At 48.0% G+C, this 16,446-nt stretch carries 13 protein-coding genes and 1 other annotated feature; of the genes, 11 read left to right on the top strand and 2 right to left on the bottom strand.

Features of this window, described 5'->3' with window-relative positions; all coding sequences use genetic code 11:
- The first annotated feature begins 1 nt into the window (after position 1).
- From CFF01_RS14095 to CFF01_RS14045, 11 genes are all read left to right on the top strand, one after another.
- Positions 2–3,148 (top strand): efflux RND transporter permease subunit, encoded by a 3,147-nt coding sequence (locus tag CFF01_RS14095; RefSeq protein ID WP_088905210.1) that lies wholly within the window; start codon positions 2–4, stop codon positions 3,146–3,148.
- Positions 3,141–4,652, top strand: a complete 1,512-nt coding sequence (locus CFF01_RS14090) for an efflux transporter outer membrane subunit (RefSeq protein ID WP_232479446.1) — start codon at positions 3,141–3,143, stop codon at positions 4,650–4,652. Before CFF01_RS14095 ends, CFF01_RS14090 begins: the two co-directional genes overlap by 8 nt.
- Before the next feature lie 257 nt (positions 4,653–4,909).
- The gene (rpsP, locus tag CFF01_RS14085) at positions 4,910–5,161 is read left to right on the top strand and encodes a 30S ribosomal protein S16 (protein ID WP_033539792.1); all 252 of its coding nucleotides are present in this window, start codon (positions 4,910–4,912) and stop codon (positions 5,159–5,161) included.
- 20 nt (positions 5,162–5,181) lie between these two features.
- Positions 5,182–5,712 carry a ribosome maturation factor RimM gene (rimM, locus tag CFF01_RS14080; protein WP_033539793.1) on the top strand — a complete coding sequence of 177 codons (531 nt, stop codon included), beginning with the start codon at positions 5,182–5,184 and terminating at the stop codon, positions 5,710–5,712.
- 15 nt (positions 5,713–5,727) lie between these two features.
- Complete coding sequence (trmD, locus tag CFF01_RS14075; RefSeq protein WP_088905208.1) at positions 5,728–6,474, top strand: tRNA (guanosine(37)-N1)-methyltransferase TrmD; 747 nt, start codon at positions 5,728–5,730, stop codon at positions 6,472–6,474.
- 34 nt (positions 6,475–6,508) lie between these two features.
- Entirely contained in the window at positions 6,509–6,859 is a 351-nt protein-coding gene (gene rplS, locus CFF01_RS14070; RefSeq protein ID WP_011864870.1) for a 50S ribosomal protein L19, read from the top strand.
- A gap of 310 nt (positions 6,860–7,169) precedes the next feature.
- Positions 7,170–8,261, top strand: a complete 1,092-nt coding sequence (locus CFF01_RS14065) for a 3-deoxy-7-phosphoheptulonate synthase (protein ID WP_033539795.1) — start codon at positions 7,170–7,172, stop codon at positions 8,259–8,261.
- Between the two features lie 14 nt (positions 8,262–8,275).
- Positions 8,276–9,415, top strand: a complete 1,140-nt coding sequence (gene tyrA / locus CFF01_RS14060; RefSeq protein WP_088905963.1) for a bifunctional chorismate mutase/prephenate dehydrogenase — start codon at positions 8,276–8,278, stop codon at positions 9,413–9,415.
- Positions 9,416–9,681: 266 nt separating this feature from the next.
- Positions 9,682–11,346, top strand: coding sequence for a hydroxylamine reductase (hcp, locus tag CFF01_RS14055; protein WP_088905207.1), 1,665 nt, complete (start codon positions 9,682–9,684; stop codon positions 11,344–11,346).
- 61 nt (positions 11,347–11,407) lie between these two features.
- Positions 11,408–12,454, top strand: a complete 1,047-nt coding sequence (locus CFF01_RS14050) for a hybrid-cluster NAD(P)-dependent oxidoreductase (protein WP_088905206.1) — start codon at positions 11,408–11,410, stop codon at positions 12,452–12,454.
- A gap of 119 nt (positions 12,455–12,573) precedes the next feature.
- Complete coding sequence (locus tag CFF01_RS14045; RefSeq protein ID WP_088905205.1) at positions 12,574–12,909, top strand: hypothetical protein; 336 nt, start codon at positions 12,574–12,576, stop codon at positions 12,907–12,909.
- Between the two features lie 56 nt (positions 12,910–12,965).
- Here CFF01_RS14045 and pheA read toward each other — a convergent pair whose 3' ends face one another.
- Complete coding sequence (gene pheA / locus CFF01_RS14040) at positions 12,966–14,936, bottom strand: prephenate dehydratase (RefSeq protein WP_088905204.1); 1,971 nt, start codon at positions 14,934–14,936, stop codon at positions 12,966–12,968.
- Between the two features lie 40 nt (positions 14,937–14,976).
- Positions 14,977–15,096, bottom strand: a sequence feature (Phe leader region).
- Between the two features lie 847 nt (positions 15,097–15,943).
- The gene (gene hpf, locus CFF01_RS14035) at positions 15,944–16,318 is read right to left on the bottom strand and encodes a ribosome hibernation-promoting factor, HPF/YfiA family (protein WP_033539800.1); all 375 of its coding nucleotides are present in this window, start codon (positions 16,316–16,318) and stop codon (positions 15,944–15,946) included.
- Between the last annotated feature and the right edge of the window lie 128 nt (positions 16,319–16,446).

Below are 16,446 nucleotides of genomic sequence, written 5' to 3'. Positions count from 1 at the left end.
CATGGCACAATTTTTTGTGACTCGACCGGTTTATGCTTGTGTTATCTCCATTGTGATCGTGCTGCTTGGCTTAATTGCCATGTTTAAACTGCCGATAGATCAATATCCTTATATTACGCCGCCACAAGTTAAAGTGTCGGCTTCCTATCCTGGTGCCGCATCAACAACGGCTGCAGAGTCGGTTGCTACACCGTTAGAGCAAGAATTAAACGGTTTACCGAACATGATTTATATGAGCTCTAAGAGCACTAACTCTGGCAGCACTAATGTCACCATTACCTTTGATGTTGGCACTAACCCTGACTTGGCTGCGGTTGATGTGCAAAACTCAACTCAACAAGCCGCTGGAAGCTTACCCATTGATGTGCAAACCGAAGGGGTGTCTGTATCGAAAGAAGCCTCGGTTGAGCTACTTAAATTGGCGTTAACATCGACCGATGATCGCTATGACGAAATTTATTTAAGTAACTACGCTACCATCAATATTCAAGCTGCCCTTAAACGTATCCCAGGCGTCGGGCGAGTGCGAAATACCGGGTCACGAAGCTATTCAATGCGAGTCTGGTTAAAGCCCGATATTATGGCTGGTTATGGCCTTACGACTAGCGACGTGATCGCAGCGGTAAAAGCACAGAATAAGGAGTCGCCCGCGGGGGCTATTGGTTCTCAGCCCAATGCAGAGTCCCTAAGTATGACAATGCCTATCACCGCAGAGGGGCGTATGAGCAGTGTGCCGCAATTTAAAGAGATTATTGTACGTGCCAATAGCGATGGTTCTCTTATCAGGTTGCGTGATATTGCGCGGGTGGAGTTAGGCTCGTCATCCTACACCCTACAGTCACAACTAAATGGGGTCAATGCGACCATTTTGCAGGTTTACCTGTTACCCGGCGCCAATGCCCTAGAGGTGACCAAAAAAGTTAAAAACGAAATGGCGACACTGGCAGAAAAGTTCCCTCAAGGTATGAACTGGGAAGTCTTTTTTGATGCCTCGATTTTTATTGAAAACTCGATTGAAGAAGTGGTTAAAACGTTAATTGAAGCGTTGATACTAGTGATATTGGTGGTCTATCTATTCCTGCAGAACTTGCGGGCAACCTTGATCCCCGCAATTGCGGTGCCAGTATCATTGATTGGCACGCTGGCGGCCATGCTGGCGTTTGGGTTTACAATCAACACTGTTAGTTTACTGGCCTTAGTGCTGGCGATCGGTATTGTGGTTGATGATGCCATTGTGGTCGTGGAAAACGTTGAGCGCTTAATGCATGAAAAGGGCTTAAACTCCGTTGAGGCGACCGGTGTTGCCATGAAAGAGCTTTCTGGCGCGCTGGTGGCAACAAGCTTAGTCTTGGCGGCGGTATTTGTGCCTGTTTCTTTTTTATCGGGGATAACCGGGATCATGTACCGTGAGTTTGCCATAGCGATTACCGTGGCGGTGTTGATCTCTACGATCGTGGCGCTGACATTGTCGCCAGCCTTGTGTGCCTTATTGCTAAGGCCAGGAGATAAGGCCACCTCGGGTTTTTTCAAATGGATGAACGACAAGCTGGATATTTGTACCAGTAAATATGTCGCGATCGTTGCATTAACTGCTCGGCAGGCTACACGCAGTTATTTGGTGTTTGCCATTATGGTCGGTGGCGTTTATATGATCATGTCAAACCTACCGTCGAGTTTTATGCCTGATGAAGATCAAGGTCGCTTTTTTATCGATATGACCTTACCTGATGGCGCAACCGTGAATCGTTCACAAGCTGTGCTAAAGAAAGCCGAAGCCAAAGTGTTGGCCCATCCCGCTGTTGCATATTCGTTTACCTTGGCCGGAGAGAATCGTCGTTCAGGCTCTAACCAAGCAAATGGTCAATTCGAAATTATTCTTAAGCCTTGGTCTGAGCGGATGCAGAGTGATGCAACGGTTAAAAAAGTGATGAAAGAGATAGATCACGCGTTACTCGATATATTAGAAGCTGAGTTCAACGTGTATTTACCCTCGGCAGTACCAGGATTAGGTAATGGTTCTGGGGTTGAAATGGAGCTACAAGACACCTCTGGGACAAACTTTAAAGGCTTAATGGAAACCGCTGGTGAGCTGGTTGAACAACTTAAATTACAACCAGAAATTTCGACGGCAGGGCTGTCCCTTCAAAGTGCGATACCACAGCTGCACTTAACGGTTGATGAAGCCAAAGCGATGGCTATTGGCGTTAATGTGGCTGATATCTACAGTACGATAAAAACTTTTACAGATTCTTCTACGGTTAATGATTTCAATTTATTTGGCCGTGTGTATCGAGTAAAAGTGCAAGCCGAGGAGAGTTATCGTCAGTTTCCTGAGCAGATAAAAGATTACTATGTGCGTTCATCCAGCGGTGCTATGGTGCCTATCGGTGTGCTGGCGAAGTATGAGTATTCTGTTGGCCCTGCTGCGGTAACTCATTACAATTTATTTAGCAGCGCCTCTATTAATGCAACGCCGGCAGCGGGTTATGCCTCTGGTGATGTGATTAGAGCCATAGAGCGAGTTGCTAAACCCATTTTACCCAATGAGTTTAGTTACGAATGGACAGGAATCACCTATCAGGAGGTACAGTCAGCCAATCAAACCAGTATCGCTGTCGCGTTAGCCATGTTGTTTGTATTCTTATTCCTAGCTGCACTCTATGAGAGTTGGACTATCCCCATAGCGGTATTGCTCATCGCACCGATTGCTATGTTGGGGGCAGCCTTAGGCACTTGGGTCAGTGGCATGGAGAGTAATTTATTCTTCCAAGTCGCCTTTATTGCGCTGATTGGGATGGCGGCGAAGAACTCTATTTTGATTGTCGAGTTTGCCAATCAATTGCTTAAGGAAGGAAAAGGCTATCTTGAGGCCGCGCTAGAGGCAGCCAACATGCGTTTTCGCCCCATTCTGATGACCTCAATGGCATTCATTTTAGGCGTGTTGCCGCTAGTGTTATCTGTGGGGCCTGGCGCTGTGAGTCGCCAGAGCATTTCTATCCCTATTCTGTGCGGAATGGTGTTTGCGACCACTATAGGTATTATTATGGTGCCCCTCTTTTTCGTCACGACCGCAGGCTGGTTAAAGTCTAAAATAAACCCTACTGCAGCGAATGAACATCCTGCGCAGGAGGGCAATGCTCATGGCTAATCAACGTCTCGGAGATCAAGCTAGATTCGCGTTAAAGCTCGCTTTGGTTGCTAAGGCTAAGGTCATAGGAGTTACAGCGATGGTACTGGGCTTAGTGGGTTGTGCAATGGGGCCTAATTATCAGCATCCAGACCTTGAGCTACCGGCGCAATATCATCACGAGTTGGTACAAGATACCATCGACAATGATGGTCTTGTGGCATGGCAGTCATTTTACCTTGACCCCAATGTGCGTAAACTTATCTCTTATGCGTTAGCGCAAAACTTAGATCTTGAGGCGGTACGTTCTCGCCTCATCGCTGCTCGTTCGAAAGTGACAGTGACTGACGCGACGCTTTATCCGGAAATTGGCTTAGAGGCTAATGCAGAGCGTTCAATCGACAGTGGGATAATCAGCGCAGATCCCACTCACAGCAATGACTTCGATATTGCAGGTACAGTGTCTTGGGAACTTGATATTTGGGGAGCTAATCGGCGTCGCAGTGAAGCTGAATATGCACATTTTCTATCGGCACAAGAAGCGCTTAATTTGGCGGTTATTAGCCTAATAAGCGATGTTGCCAGTCGTTATTATGAATGGCTTGATATTGAGCAGCGTTATCAAATCTCTGTCAATACGGTTCAGTTGCGTAAAAAAGAGCGTGATTTGGCAAGGTTAAGAAAACAAAATGGGGTGATTTCAAGCTTGCAGGTTAAGCAAGCTGAAGTGGAATACCAGAGTGCTAAAGTCACCTTGCCGTCTCTCGATTTTGCACGTCAAGAAAAAGCTAATCAGTTAAGGGTTTTGCTCGGCGAATATGATTATCCGCTTAAAGTAGAGGGTGATTTAGCGTCACTCATTGCCGAAGTGCCATTTCCTTCCTCTTTTAGGGTGGGCATCCCGTCACAAATGCTGTCACAGAGGCCTGATGTCAAAGCTGCAGAGCTGGCATTAATTGCGGCCAACGCGAATGTGGGGTTGGCCAAAACGGCTTTTTTCCCTAAATTTAACATTACTGGTCGCTATGGCACGGAATCTGAGGATTTAGATAAGATCTTTGATAGTCAAGGAGTCACTTGGTCACTACTTGGAGGTATTACTGCGCCTATTTTCAATGCTGGCAGTATCGCGGCCCAATACGATATAGCCCTAGAGGAATCGAAGCAGGCTCTACTTGCTTATCGCAGCACAGTGTTGGCAGCATATTTTGAAGTTAACGATGCCATGAATAGTTTTCGGCGCTCTGAGTTAGCGATTGAAGCGCAAGAAGAGCTGGTCGAAGCAGCACGCGGATATACTCACCTAGCGATGTTACGATATCGCAATGGCGTATCGAGTTCGTTAGATCTTATGGATGCACAACGAAGCTTGTTTAATGCCGAGCTTAGCTTAAGTGAGGTGAGACGAGACAAATTGTTGGCGATGATCAAGCTATATCGCTCACTCGGTGGCGGTGTGCTTAAGGAAGAGCAACAGACGCAGACTTTGGCGGATAAGTCTTCTAGGGTGGGGGATGTTCAATAGCCGTCAAGTTGCCGTTGACCTTTTGGGTTACACTTACCATTAATTAGCTTTTTAAGCTTATTGCCTGCGGTTTGAGTTGCATATTCCCAATGATGAGTAAGTCATATGCTGTAGAGTATTGTCGTGTAAAAATGTTGCATTCGTCGCCGATTCAGGTAGAATCGTGCGGCTTTCTATCTGGGACTCTTCGCGAACACGGGGTTCCAGTTTTTATTTTTGCTTCATAACGAAGCAAATCATTAGAGGATAAAAGACGCATGGTTACCATTCGTTTAGCTCGAGGCGGCGCAAAAAAGCGTCCATTTTATAACATCGTTGTTGCTGATAGCCGTAACGCTCGTGACGGTCGTTTCATCGAACGTGTTGGCTTCTTCAACCCTGTTGCTCAAGGTCAAGAAGAAGCGCTTCGCTTAGATCTTGATCGTGTAGAACACTGGGTTGCTAACGGTGCTGCTACTACTGATCGTGTAGCGAAACTGATCAAAGACGCTCGTAAAGCTGCTGCTTAATAGCGTTAAGGTATAGATTGATGAGTAGTCACCAAGACCCAGTCGTACTAGGCAAATTAGGCGCTAGTCACGGCATTAAAGGTTGGTTGAAGATCACTAGCTATACCGATTCTGTCGAAGATATTTTTGACTATTCTCCTTGGTTGATTAAAGAGCAAGGTGAATGGCGCGAAGTCAAGGTTGAACAGTGGCGCTACCAAGGCAAGGCGATTATCGCCGTGCTAGAAGGTGTTACCACTCGAGACCAAGCGCAAATGCTCACTAACTGTGAGATTGCCATTCCCGCCGAGGCGATGAAAGAACTGCCAGAAGACGAGTTCTACTGGCGTGACCTTATCGGCTGTGACGTGGTGAATACGAAAGGCTATAACATGGGCAAGGTCGACCAGATCGTGGAAACAGGATCGAACGACGTGCTACTTGTGAAGGCCAACGCGAAAGATGGCTTTGGCAAAACGGAACGTATGATTCCTTTTGTTACCGAGCAGTTCATCCTTGAGGTGAACCTAACGGAAAAACAAATTTTGGTGGATTGGGATCCGGACTTCTAAGTCGAGGGACAACAGATGTGGTTAGGGGTAGTAACCCTGTTTCCAGAGATGTTTCGTGCCGTAACAGACTTTGGTGTAACGGGTCGGGCCGTAAGTAACGGTTTGTTAGAGTTGCAGACGTGGAATCCTCGAGATTTCACCCATGATAAACATAGAACAGTGGACGACAGGCCTTATGGCGGCGGACCTGGCATGTTGATGATGGTGCAGCCTCTACGCGATGCCATCCACGCTGCTAAAGCGGCGGCGGGTAACAAGGCAAAGGTGATTTATCTTTCTCCTCAGGGACGCAAGCTGACTCAGCAGGGCGTCCAAGAGTTAGCTAAATCGGAGCGTTTGATTCTAGTGTGTGGTCGCTACGAAGGTATCGATGAACGCATTATACAAACGGAAGTGGATGAAGAGTGGTCGATAGGGGATTACGTGCTTTCGGGCGGTGAACTCCCAGCGATGACCCTGATTGATTCGGTATCACGCTTGGTTCCAGGGGTTCTTGGAAAACAGGCATCGGCAGAGCAGGATTCCTTCTCTGACGGATTACTGGATTGCCCCCACTATACTCGCCCCGAAAGCCTTGATGGTATCGATGTACCGGCAGTATTACTTAGTGGCAACCACGAACATATTAGACGCTGGCGTTTGCAGCAGAGTCTCGGAAGAACTTTGTTACGACGACCAGAATTATTTGAAAATCTAGCTCTGACTGACGAACAAACCAAGCTATTAGCCGAGTTTGTTAATACCGCCCAAGCAGGCGAGTAAAAGTGGTCAGTTATTACTAGTATGGAGTTTATTCATGAATAACATCATTAAAATGCTCAACGATGAGCAAATGAAGCAAGACGTACCAGAATTTGGTGCAGGTGACACAGTAGTTGTAAAAGTACGTGTTGTTGAAGGCGGTAAAGAGCGTCTACAGGCGTTTGAAGGCGTTGTTATCGCTAAGCGTAACCGTGGTCTGCACTCTGCATTCACTGTACGTAAGATCTCTAATGGCGAAGGTGTTGAGCGTGCGTTCCAGACTCACAGCCCACTCATCTCTAGCATCGAAGTTAAGCGTCGCGGCCGTGTTCGTCGTGCTAAGCTTTACTACCTACGTGAGCGTTCAGGTAAGTCTGCACGTATCCGCGAGAAGCTTGCTAAGTAAGCACTCGTTAAAACGTAAAATAAGATGCAGTGTTCGCACAATGACCCGCCTAAATGGCGGGTTTTTGTTTTCTAGTAGTTTTCTAGTATTAGGCACCAAGTTCCTACTCCCTCATTTTCAGTGACAGTTAAAACTTATCTCCCAGCGTTTATGTAACCTCATATTGGTTTTGATCGTGAATTATGTTTGAAAAGCTAATTTCTGCTTGATTTAAATTTGGTCAACAGGCATAGTTACTCCATTGGTGTAATGGTGTAGCATTACAATATTACAAGTTGGTATGAGAAGAGACGTTAGGTTGGTGACAGGTATGCAGCAAGATACGATTAATAATGTTCACATCAGTTCAGAAAAAGTGCTGGTGACCCCGGAAGAGTTAAAGCAACAACTGCCCCTGTCGAATGCTGCCTATAATTACGTGCTTAATGCACGCAAAACGGTATCGGACATAGTGCACAAGCGTGATAACCGTGTATTGGTGGTGAGTGGACCTTGCTCTATTCACGATATCGCTTCGGCCAAAGAGTATGCGCTGCGACTAAAGACCTTACACGATGAACTTAAAGATGAGTTTTACATCCTGATGCGTGTCTACTTCGAGAAACCACGTACTACCGTGGGCTGGAAGGGGATGATCAATGACCCGGATATGGATGAATCTTTCGATGTCGAGAAAGGCTTACGCCAGGCTCGTGAGCTGATGATTTGGTTAGCAGAGCTTGGGCTGCCATTGGCCACCGAGGCACTTGATCCTATTAGCCCACAGTACATCTCTGAGCTAGTGACCTGGTCGGCCATTGGGGCGAGAACCACAGAGTCACAGACTCACAGAGAGATGGCCTCAGGCCTCTCCATGCCTGTGGGCTTTAAAAATGGCACCGACGGTAAGTTAGGTGTGGCGATCAACGCGCTGCAATCGGCGGCCAGCAGTCATAGATTTATGGGGATTAACCAGGCAGGGCAGGTTGCGCTGCTGCAAACCGCGGGTAATCCTGATGGGCATGTGATCTTACGTGGTGGTAAGACGCCTAACTATGATGCCAAAAGTGTGGCCGAGAGTGAGCAGCAGTTACATGCGGCTAATCTCAATGCCAGATTGATAGTGGACTGCAGCCACGGCAACTCGAGTAAAGATCACACCAAGCAGCCCATGGTCTGCCAAGATGTGTTCGATCAGATCGCCAATGGTAACAAGTCGATTATCGGTGTCATGTTAGAGAGCCATTTAAATGGTGGTAATCAGAGTTGTGATAAGCCTATGAGTGAGCTGGCCTATGGGGTGTCGGTCACCGACGCCTGCATTGACTGGCAGACTACCGAACAGCTTTTACGTCAGGGCGCGGCGCAATTGGCATCGGTTTTACCCAACAGATTTGATATGCTCAAGGCGGTCAATGCTTGATGGAACACGCGCAAATGAGTGAGAAAACCACCCAAGAACTGGAAAAATTGAGAGAACATATCGACAGCGTCGATCAGCAGCTGTTGCATCTGCTGCGTAAGCGTCTGGATCTGGTCGCCCAAGTGGGCGGCGTCAAGCATGCCGCCGGTGTGCCTATCTATGCGCCGCAGCGAGAGGCTTCCATGTTGGCCAAGCGTCGGGAAGAGGCGGCTAAGATGAATGTCTCGCCCCAGCTAATCGAAGATATTTTGCGCCGTTTGATGCGTGAGTCTTATCTCAACGAGAAAGATGTCGGTTTCAAACAGGTGAAGACAGATCTTGGCCATGTGGTGATCGTCGGTGGTGAGGGCAAGTTAGGCGGTCTGTTTGCGCAGATGCTGAGTTTGTCTGGCTATCAGGTGAAGTCACTTGATAAAGATGACTGGCAGCAGGCCGAGGCCATATTCGATGGGGCTGGGTTAGTGATAGTCACAGTGCCCATCAGTATCACCTGTGAGCTGATCCGTGACAAGTTAACCCATTTACCAAGTCATTGTATCTTGGCCGATCTGACATCGGTCAAAGAGAAGCCGCTTGAGGCGATGCTCGCCAGCCATCCTGGCCCTGTTGTGGGGCTGCACCCTATGTTTGGTCCAGATGTGGGCAGCTTGGCAAAGCAAGTGGTAGTAGTGTGTCACGGCCGTGGTCGCGAGCAATATGAGTGGTTGCTGGAGCAGATAGGTATATGGGGCGCGCGGCTGGTTGAGGCCGATGCCCAGCAGCATGATAAGGCGATGCAGTTAGTGCAGGCGATGCGTCATTTCTCCTCTTTCGTTTATGGTTTGAATCTATACCGAGAGGCGGCCGATATCGACAATCTGTTGCAGTTTAGCTCGCCGATTTACCGGCTCGAACTGGCCATGGTGGGGCGCCTTTTTGCCCAGAGTCCTGAGCTTTATGCCGACATTATTTTCGCTCAGCAGGAGAGCCTAACGGCCATTGGGGATTACCTGGACAATTATGCTCACGCACTCGAACTCTTGAAACGCGGTGACAGGCAGGGCTTTATCCGCGAGTTTGAAGAAGTGGCCGCCTGGTTTGGGGATTTTGCGCCGCAATTCCAGCGTGAGAGTCGAGCCATGCTGCAATCAGTCAACGATATGAAGACTGGCTAACCCTTATTAGCGATCAAACCTCCCTATGGGCGCCCAAGTGACTTTCACTAATGGCGCCATTTTTTTATGGGGAGATATCGAAGCAAGTAACTGTTTTAAAATTTCTTTACTCTTTAATTTGACGGTTTAGATTCGAAAATACTAATTTGATCCGCTTCATAGTTTCTCACATTGCTATCAAGATTCACTTTTGTCGTTGAAGCTACCACAGTAGACTGCCTTAAAACATGCAAAAAAAAGGCATGATTAAATAAAGGAGCAGTATTGTGTTTTGTATTCAGTGTGAGCAAACGATTCGAACCCCTGCCGGTAATGGTTGTAGTTATTCTCAAGGTATGTGTGGCAAGCTGGCCGCGACCTCAGATCTGCAAGATCTACTCATTTATATTCTGCAAGGCGTGTCAGCCTATGCTGAGAAAGCCCGTGAATTTGGCATTATTGACGAGGCTATCGACACCTTCGTTCCCAAGGCATTCTTCGCGACCCTGACCAATGTTAACTTTGATGATGCGCGTATCATAGCCTATACCCAGCAGGCATATGCCTATCGCACCCAATTGCAAACGGCCTATGAGGCAGCGTGTAAGGCACAAGGTAAGACCGTTGAGACGCTTATCCCAGCAGCAAGTTTAGTACTTGCCAGTGTTAAGGAAGAGATGTTGGCGCAAGCGGCTCAGGCACTGCCTAATCGCGGTAAAGATCAGGTCGATGAAGATATTATGGGGCTGCGTTTACTCTGTCTCTATGGTCTTAAAGGCGCGGCCGCTTATATGGAGCATGCCCGCGTACTGGAGCAGACAGATAGTGATGTGGCAGCTAAGTTTCACCAGATCATGGCCTTCTTAGGTTCTGATTCTGTCGATGCCGACAAGTTGTTTGCTACTGCCATGGAGATTGGTCAGCTTAACTATCGGGTTATGGCGATGCTTGATGAAGGCGAGACCCAGGCCTTTGGACACCCTGAGCCGACTCAAGTCAATACGGTTGCGGTGAAGGGCAAGGCGATTTTAGTGTCGGGTCATGACATGAAAGATCTAGAGCTTATCTTGCAACAAACCCAAGGTAAGGACATTAACGTCTTCACCCATGGTGAAATGCTGCCAGCGTTGGCCTATCCAGAATTGAAAAAGTATCCACACCTGGTCGGCAACTACGGCAGTGCGTGGCAAAACCAACAGAAAGAGTTCGCCAACTTCCCTGGTGCGGTGGTGATGACCTCTAACTGTATTATCGATCCTAATGTGGGCGACTACGCCGACCGTATCTTTACCCGCAGCATAGTGGGTTGGCCGGGCGTGACCCATATCGTGGGGGATGACTTCTCTGCGGTGATCGATAAGGCCTTATCCCTTGAGGGCTTTGCCTATGATGAGATCCCCCATCACATCACCATAGGTTTTGCCCGCAATGCGTTAATGGCCGCCGCGCCTGCCGTTGTCGAAAATGTTAAAAACGGTTCGATTAAGCACTTCTTCCTGGTTGGCGGTTGTGACGGTGACAAGGCTGAACGTAGCTACTTTACCGATATTGCCAAGGCGGCGCCTCAGGACTCTATCATCATGACCTTAGGTTGCGGTAAGTATAAGTTCAATAAGCTTTCCTTTGGCGATATCAATGGTATTCCGCGTCTGCTGGATATCGGTCAGTGTAACGATGCTTACTCTGCCATTCAGCTGGCGATCGCTTTGTCAGAGGTATTTGAGTGTGAGATCAATGAGCTGCCACTGAGCCTGGTACTCTCTTGGTTTGAACAGAAGGCTATTGTCATCTTGTTGACCTTGTTGTCTTTGGGTGTGAAGAGCATTCGCACTGGCCCAAGTGCACCGGCTTTCTTAACACCGAATCTGCTAAAGGTGTTAGAAGATAAGTTCGGTTTGCGCAGCACCACAACGGTTGAACAAGACCTCAATGCCATTTTGAACGTTGCGTAAGAAATGCCTCTAAACGCCCACGCTAATGTCGTGGGCGTTTCTTTTGTTTGGTAAGTCACCCATGAATCAACAAGATTATCTATCTCCCAACTGGCAGCGCGGCGAGGTGAGACTCGCCTGTGTAGAGCGCTGGCAGGAAACCCATGATGTCACCAGCTTTCGCTTTCAGGGGGCTCAGCGGGTAAAGTTTCATTTTAAGCCTGGCCAGTTTATTACCTTTATGCTGGACATAGATGGTGAGCGTGTTGCGCGCAGTTATACCATCTCCTCGTCGCCTTCGCGTCCCTATTCGCTGGTAGTGACCATTAAGCGTATCTCCGGTGGGCGCGTCTCTAATTATCTTATCGATAATTTGAAGGTGGGTCACAGCGTTAATGTGACCGGCCCAGATGGCGCTTTTAACCTTATCGATATATCTGCCAGCCGCTATTTATTTTTGAGTGCAGGCAGCGGTATCACGCCCATGTATTCCATGTCGCGCTGGTTAACCGATACTCAGATTGGTAGCGACATCGCCTTTGTGCACAGTGCTAAATCAGTCAAAGATCTTATTTTCCATGACGAGCTAGCGACGATGGCCGAGCGTCATCAGGCCATGGACCTCTTCTATGCTATAGAGTCTGGAGAGCGGCTTGAAGCGTTCGCGAGCGTTGAGGGTAGGTTAACTTTAGCGGCCTTGTCAGAGGCAGTACCCGACTATCTTGAGCGTACTGTATTTGTGTGTGGGCCTGCGCCTTACATGCAAGCCGTGAAGACTATGCTGCATGATGCGGGTTTCGACATGAGTCGCTACCATGAAGAGAGCTTTGGTGCGCCAGCGGCCTCGGCTGAGATAAGCGCTCAAGACGGGACGGATTTTACTCTACAAATAGGTGATGTAACCGCTGGCCTAAATGAGGGGCAGACGATACTAGAGGGGATTGAAGCTAAAGGATTGCCTATTATTGCCGCCTGTCGCTCCGGCGTCTGTGGCGCCTGCAAGTGTCAGGTATTAAGCGGTGAGACAGAATCCAGCAGTGAAATGACGCTAACACCCATGGAGATAGAGCAAGGTTTCGTATTGGCTTGTTCGACGCGGTTGAAATCGGATGTAACTCTGTCGCTTTAATCAAATCAGCTCGCAAATTTGCGCTATGGGCAATGACACAGTATGGTTAATAATGAAGGCACGGTATTGCGTCTTTCTACCATTAGTTTAACCCCTATTGATTGCTTGGAGCTGCCCTTATGGTATCGACTACGTCACAGCCTGTCGTCTTGGACGACCATAGCCTTGGGCATCTGCTCTATGCTTTGATGTCGGCATTCCCTTTGTTGCTGCTACCACCGCTGTTTGCGCTATTGATCAGCCTTGGGCAGAAGAGCGATAAGATGAGCAGTTTGCTCTATTCTCACATTCGATGGCAGCGTTGGTCTATCGTGTCGCTACTGTCGATGTTGCTACTGGCTTATCTGGTGCCCCAGGGCTGGTTGACGATCAGCCTTTCCTTATTGGCACTCTTGTGGTTTTGTCATCGCACCATTAAGGGTTGGATGAGCCTGCTTGATGGTCATGCGATTTAGCGCAGTTTAATTAAAAAAGAGGACCTAAGGTCCTCTTTTTTGTGGGCGATAGATGATTAGTCACCCCGATAAAGACGGCTTAGGATCTCGCTATGGGTTTGCAGTTGCTGCGCCAGTATAGCGTCACTAATCCCAAGTATAAGACCATCGGCCTTTAGAGTTCTTGCTGCGCTCGCCTGACTCGCCAGTTCATCATCTACGCAGGCGTAGCGAGTGTTGATTAGGACAGGCAGATGCGTGCTGTGTTTAAGGCTGATCAATCCTGAGAAATCTAACGTCGGTCGCTGCTCGTTAAAGGTGCGAATGCCGGCTTCACTAAGGACCAGCTGCTGATTACCCGCCGCCAATATGGTTTCGGCCGCATCGAGCCATTCATCCAGGCTTGCCATGGTATTGCGCTCTAAGATCACCGGAATATGCAGGGCGCCAACGCGCTCTAAAAGGTGCTTGTTGTGCATCTGCTTACCGCTGATCATCAAGAGGTCGGCATAGTCACAGGCTAGTGTTAGCTCGGTCTCGTATTCGATGGCAACAATACAGGCGAGATCGAATTGATTGAGGGCTCTTCTCATTTCACTCAGTAGCTGTTTGGCATCTGGGCTGGCGTTGAACTCGCTAACGCTGACCGCTTGAAACCCCGCTTCTTTAATCTGTTTGGCCACTTGACTGAACTGACTAAGATCTATGCCTAGGGCGAGCTGGGCAATGGCGCCAAATTGACCATCTCCAATGCGCAGCTGACCTGTGACGACTTGGGTTGCCAGTGGATGTTGCGAGAGCTCATGGCGTTTATGTCCAGTATCCGAGCTTTCTTTGGCCTGCTGGGCCTCTCGGCTAGTGGTGGGCTCTATCGCCAGCTGGCTATTACTTAGCTGAGTTGGATTTACGGTTTCGCAGGGGTAACACCCGAGGACTTTAATGAAACGAGTAATACGCTCGAGCTCTTTCAATGCCTGTTGCATCTCTTTGCTGGCCAGATTGGCATCGAGATCCAGATAGAACATCTCTTCCCACGGCGTACCCGGGATCGGCCGGGATTCAAGCTTGCTCATGTTGAGGTTATGGGCTTTTAACACCAATAGTGCTTCCACCAGAGCGCCTGGCTTCTGGCCGGTAGCCATGATCAGCGTGGTCTTGGCTGGCAGTTGTTCGGGCACGGCGATGGCTTTGCGGGCTACCACGATAAAACGGCTCTGGTTGATCTTTTGATTGGCCAGCTCACGTTCAATGGCCTCGAGTTGATACAAGGCTCCACCTTCGGCACTGCCGATCGCGGCGACACTGTCATCATTAGCTTCGAGCACTCGCTCCATGGCCTCGGCGCTGCTGGAGCAGTATTCTAATTTGAATTCAGGGTGCTGACTTAAGTAGCGGCTGCATTGGCTGATAGGTTGGGGGTGGGCATAGATGGTTTTTATCTGTTTGGGGGTGCTGCCAGGTTTGGCTAGCAGGCAATGACCAACTTCGATGGTGGTTTCGCCAACGATAGCCAGGCTGGTGTGTTGTAGCACATCATAGACTTCATTGATTGAGCCAGAGGAGGTATTTTCTATCGGTAAAAATCCATAATCGGCGTGGCCTGATTCCACTGCCTGGACAATTTCATCGAAGCTCTTACAGCCGAGATCTTGCATGCCAACCTGTCTTCGCTCGCAGTAACGGGTGGCGGCAAGGTAGGAGTAGGAGCCTCGCGCGCCCAAGTAAGCGATGTTGTATTGCTGTTTCTGAAAGTCTGGATTGGCTCGGCCTTGCAGATAGGCCTGCTGGTTTAATACAGAATCTTCAATGATGTTCTGATAGAGAGATAATACATAGTGAGCGTCTAAACCTTGCTCGCGTCCTTGTTTTACCAGGCGTGCCAGCAACTCTTTTTCTCTTTGAGTATCACGAATGGGGCGAATATCGACCTCTTTGCTGCGAGCAACATCTAAGCTTAGTGCCCTTCGTTTGGACAATAGTGCCAGCAGTTCATTGTCGAGCGCGGTGATCTGTTCCCGTGTGTGGCTAAGGGGCTGTGGTTTGGTCATGCTGTCCTCTGTCGTTGAACGCTTCTTGCTGTATTCATCAAATAAAAAAGCCTCCCATAAAGGGAGGCTTTGGAATTCTTACTTTCGTTTTTACACCGAAATTCCGCCTCCCTAGAAGGGTGGAATAAAAAAGAAAGTAAAAAAAGCGTTAGTGATCGTTTTCATAGTCATCAAATTAAATCTTGCTCCCAGACCTGTCAATCAAAAAAAGGACAAAGTGAGAATTTATCCTTTTCATCGCTTGGCATATTGCCTCGGGTCTGAGAGGTTGGGCGCTTGTAATAGAAAGCGCACCTAAATAAGGTGCGCCGAGAGAGTAAAAGATCTGAATCTAAAATGGGTCATCCTCCTTTTCTGTCAGCCTGCAGTTATAAATAAGCTGCGGCAAGTGATAAGGAAGAGGCAGCGGGCTAATCGACTAGCGGTGATCCAATGGCCTGTTAACGTCTATTACGTTGGTTTGCCTTTATTGGCTTTCAGGCTGCCTCAGTTACGGAAAAAGAACTCAATGTTAAAATGGGATTGCGCTCCTCTTTATCTGCTCAGGATGGCTGTTTGCTAATTGGTTTTAGCAAGGCGATCCTTTTGACCTTCAGGGGACGACTAGTTTGGCGCTATGCCTGTTTCCTATTGCGGGCTTATCAAAAGCCTTAGGTTGTGTGAGTCGTCAGTAAAAATCAAAGCTAACGGTATAACGTTTCGTTCTAGATTGATTTGACCTTTTACTCCTGTGTTGTTTTTATTTTGACGTCTAAAAACAGGACTTATTGTAAGTATAACAAGGGCGGACAACATAGCTAGTTTGTTAGCTTAATTCCACTGCCTTATTTATGGCATCTGTGGCTTACTGATTGTGCGTCCCCGTTACCCTTTGCCTGACTATAGACCTCTAGATTGGTGGCGATTCACCAAAGTCGGGTAAGTGGCTTTTGTGCCTATTCGTTGGCGTTCGTTCCTCGGTATCTCACCTGAGGCGATGATTCGCCACTTATCGTTAAATAAAACTGTTAAGCTGCGTAGTCCTTATCTAAAGTTTCTTCATACTCATCGTCGATGTCGACGCTATCAGGTGTTGGCTCCATCACCGGAGCGGTATAGCGTGCTCCTTCTGGTTTGTGGCTGAGGCGATTTAGCTGTTTCTCCAATTTTTGACCCATTGCATTAATTGCTGCATAGAGATCTTTGTCTTTCGCCTGAGCAAATAAGGTGTTACTTGGTATACCGACTGAAGCTTCTATTTTAAACCCTTGCTTCTCTTGACCTATGATTACATGTGGATTGATGAGCTGCACATCGTGTCTGCTCAATTTCTCTAAACGGCTCTCGATACGTTCACGGATAGGTGCTGTGACTTCGAAATCTTTACTTGTAATCTTTATCATATGTCGAACCTTTCGTTGTTTCCTTGACTTCAGATTACCAATTTACCCCCTTTAAAACGTGATCTAGATCAACTTTTTGAGGCCTATTATATCCGTTCGTTGGTTATTTGAGCCCTTAGACAAAATTG

This window comes from Shewanella marisflavi (assembly GCF_002215585.1).
GTDB classification, from domain to species: Bacteria; Pseudomonadota; Gammaproteobacteria; order Enterobacterales; family Shewanellaceae; genus Shewanella; species Shewanella marisflavi.
This window is presented reverse-complemented; position numbering and strand designations above follow the sequence as displayed.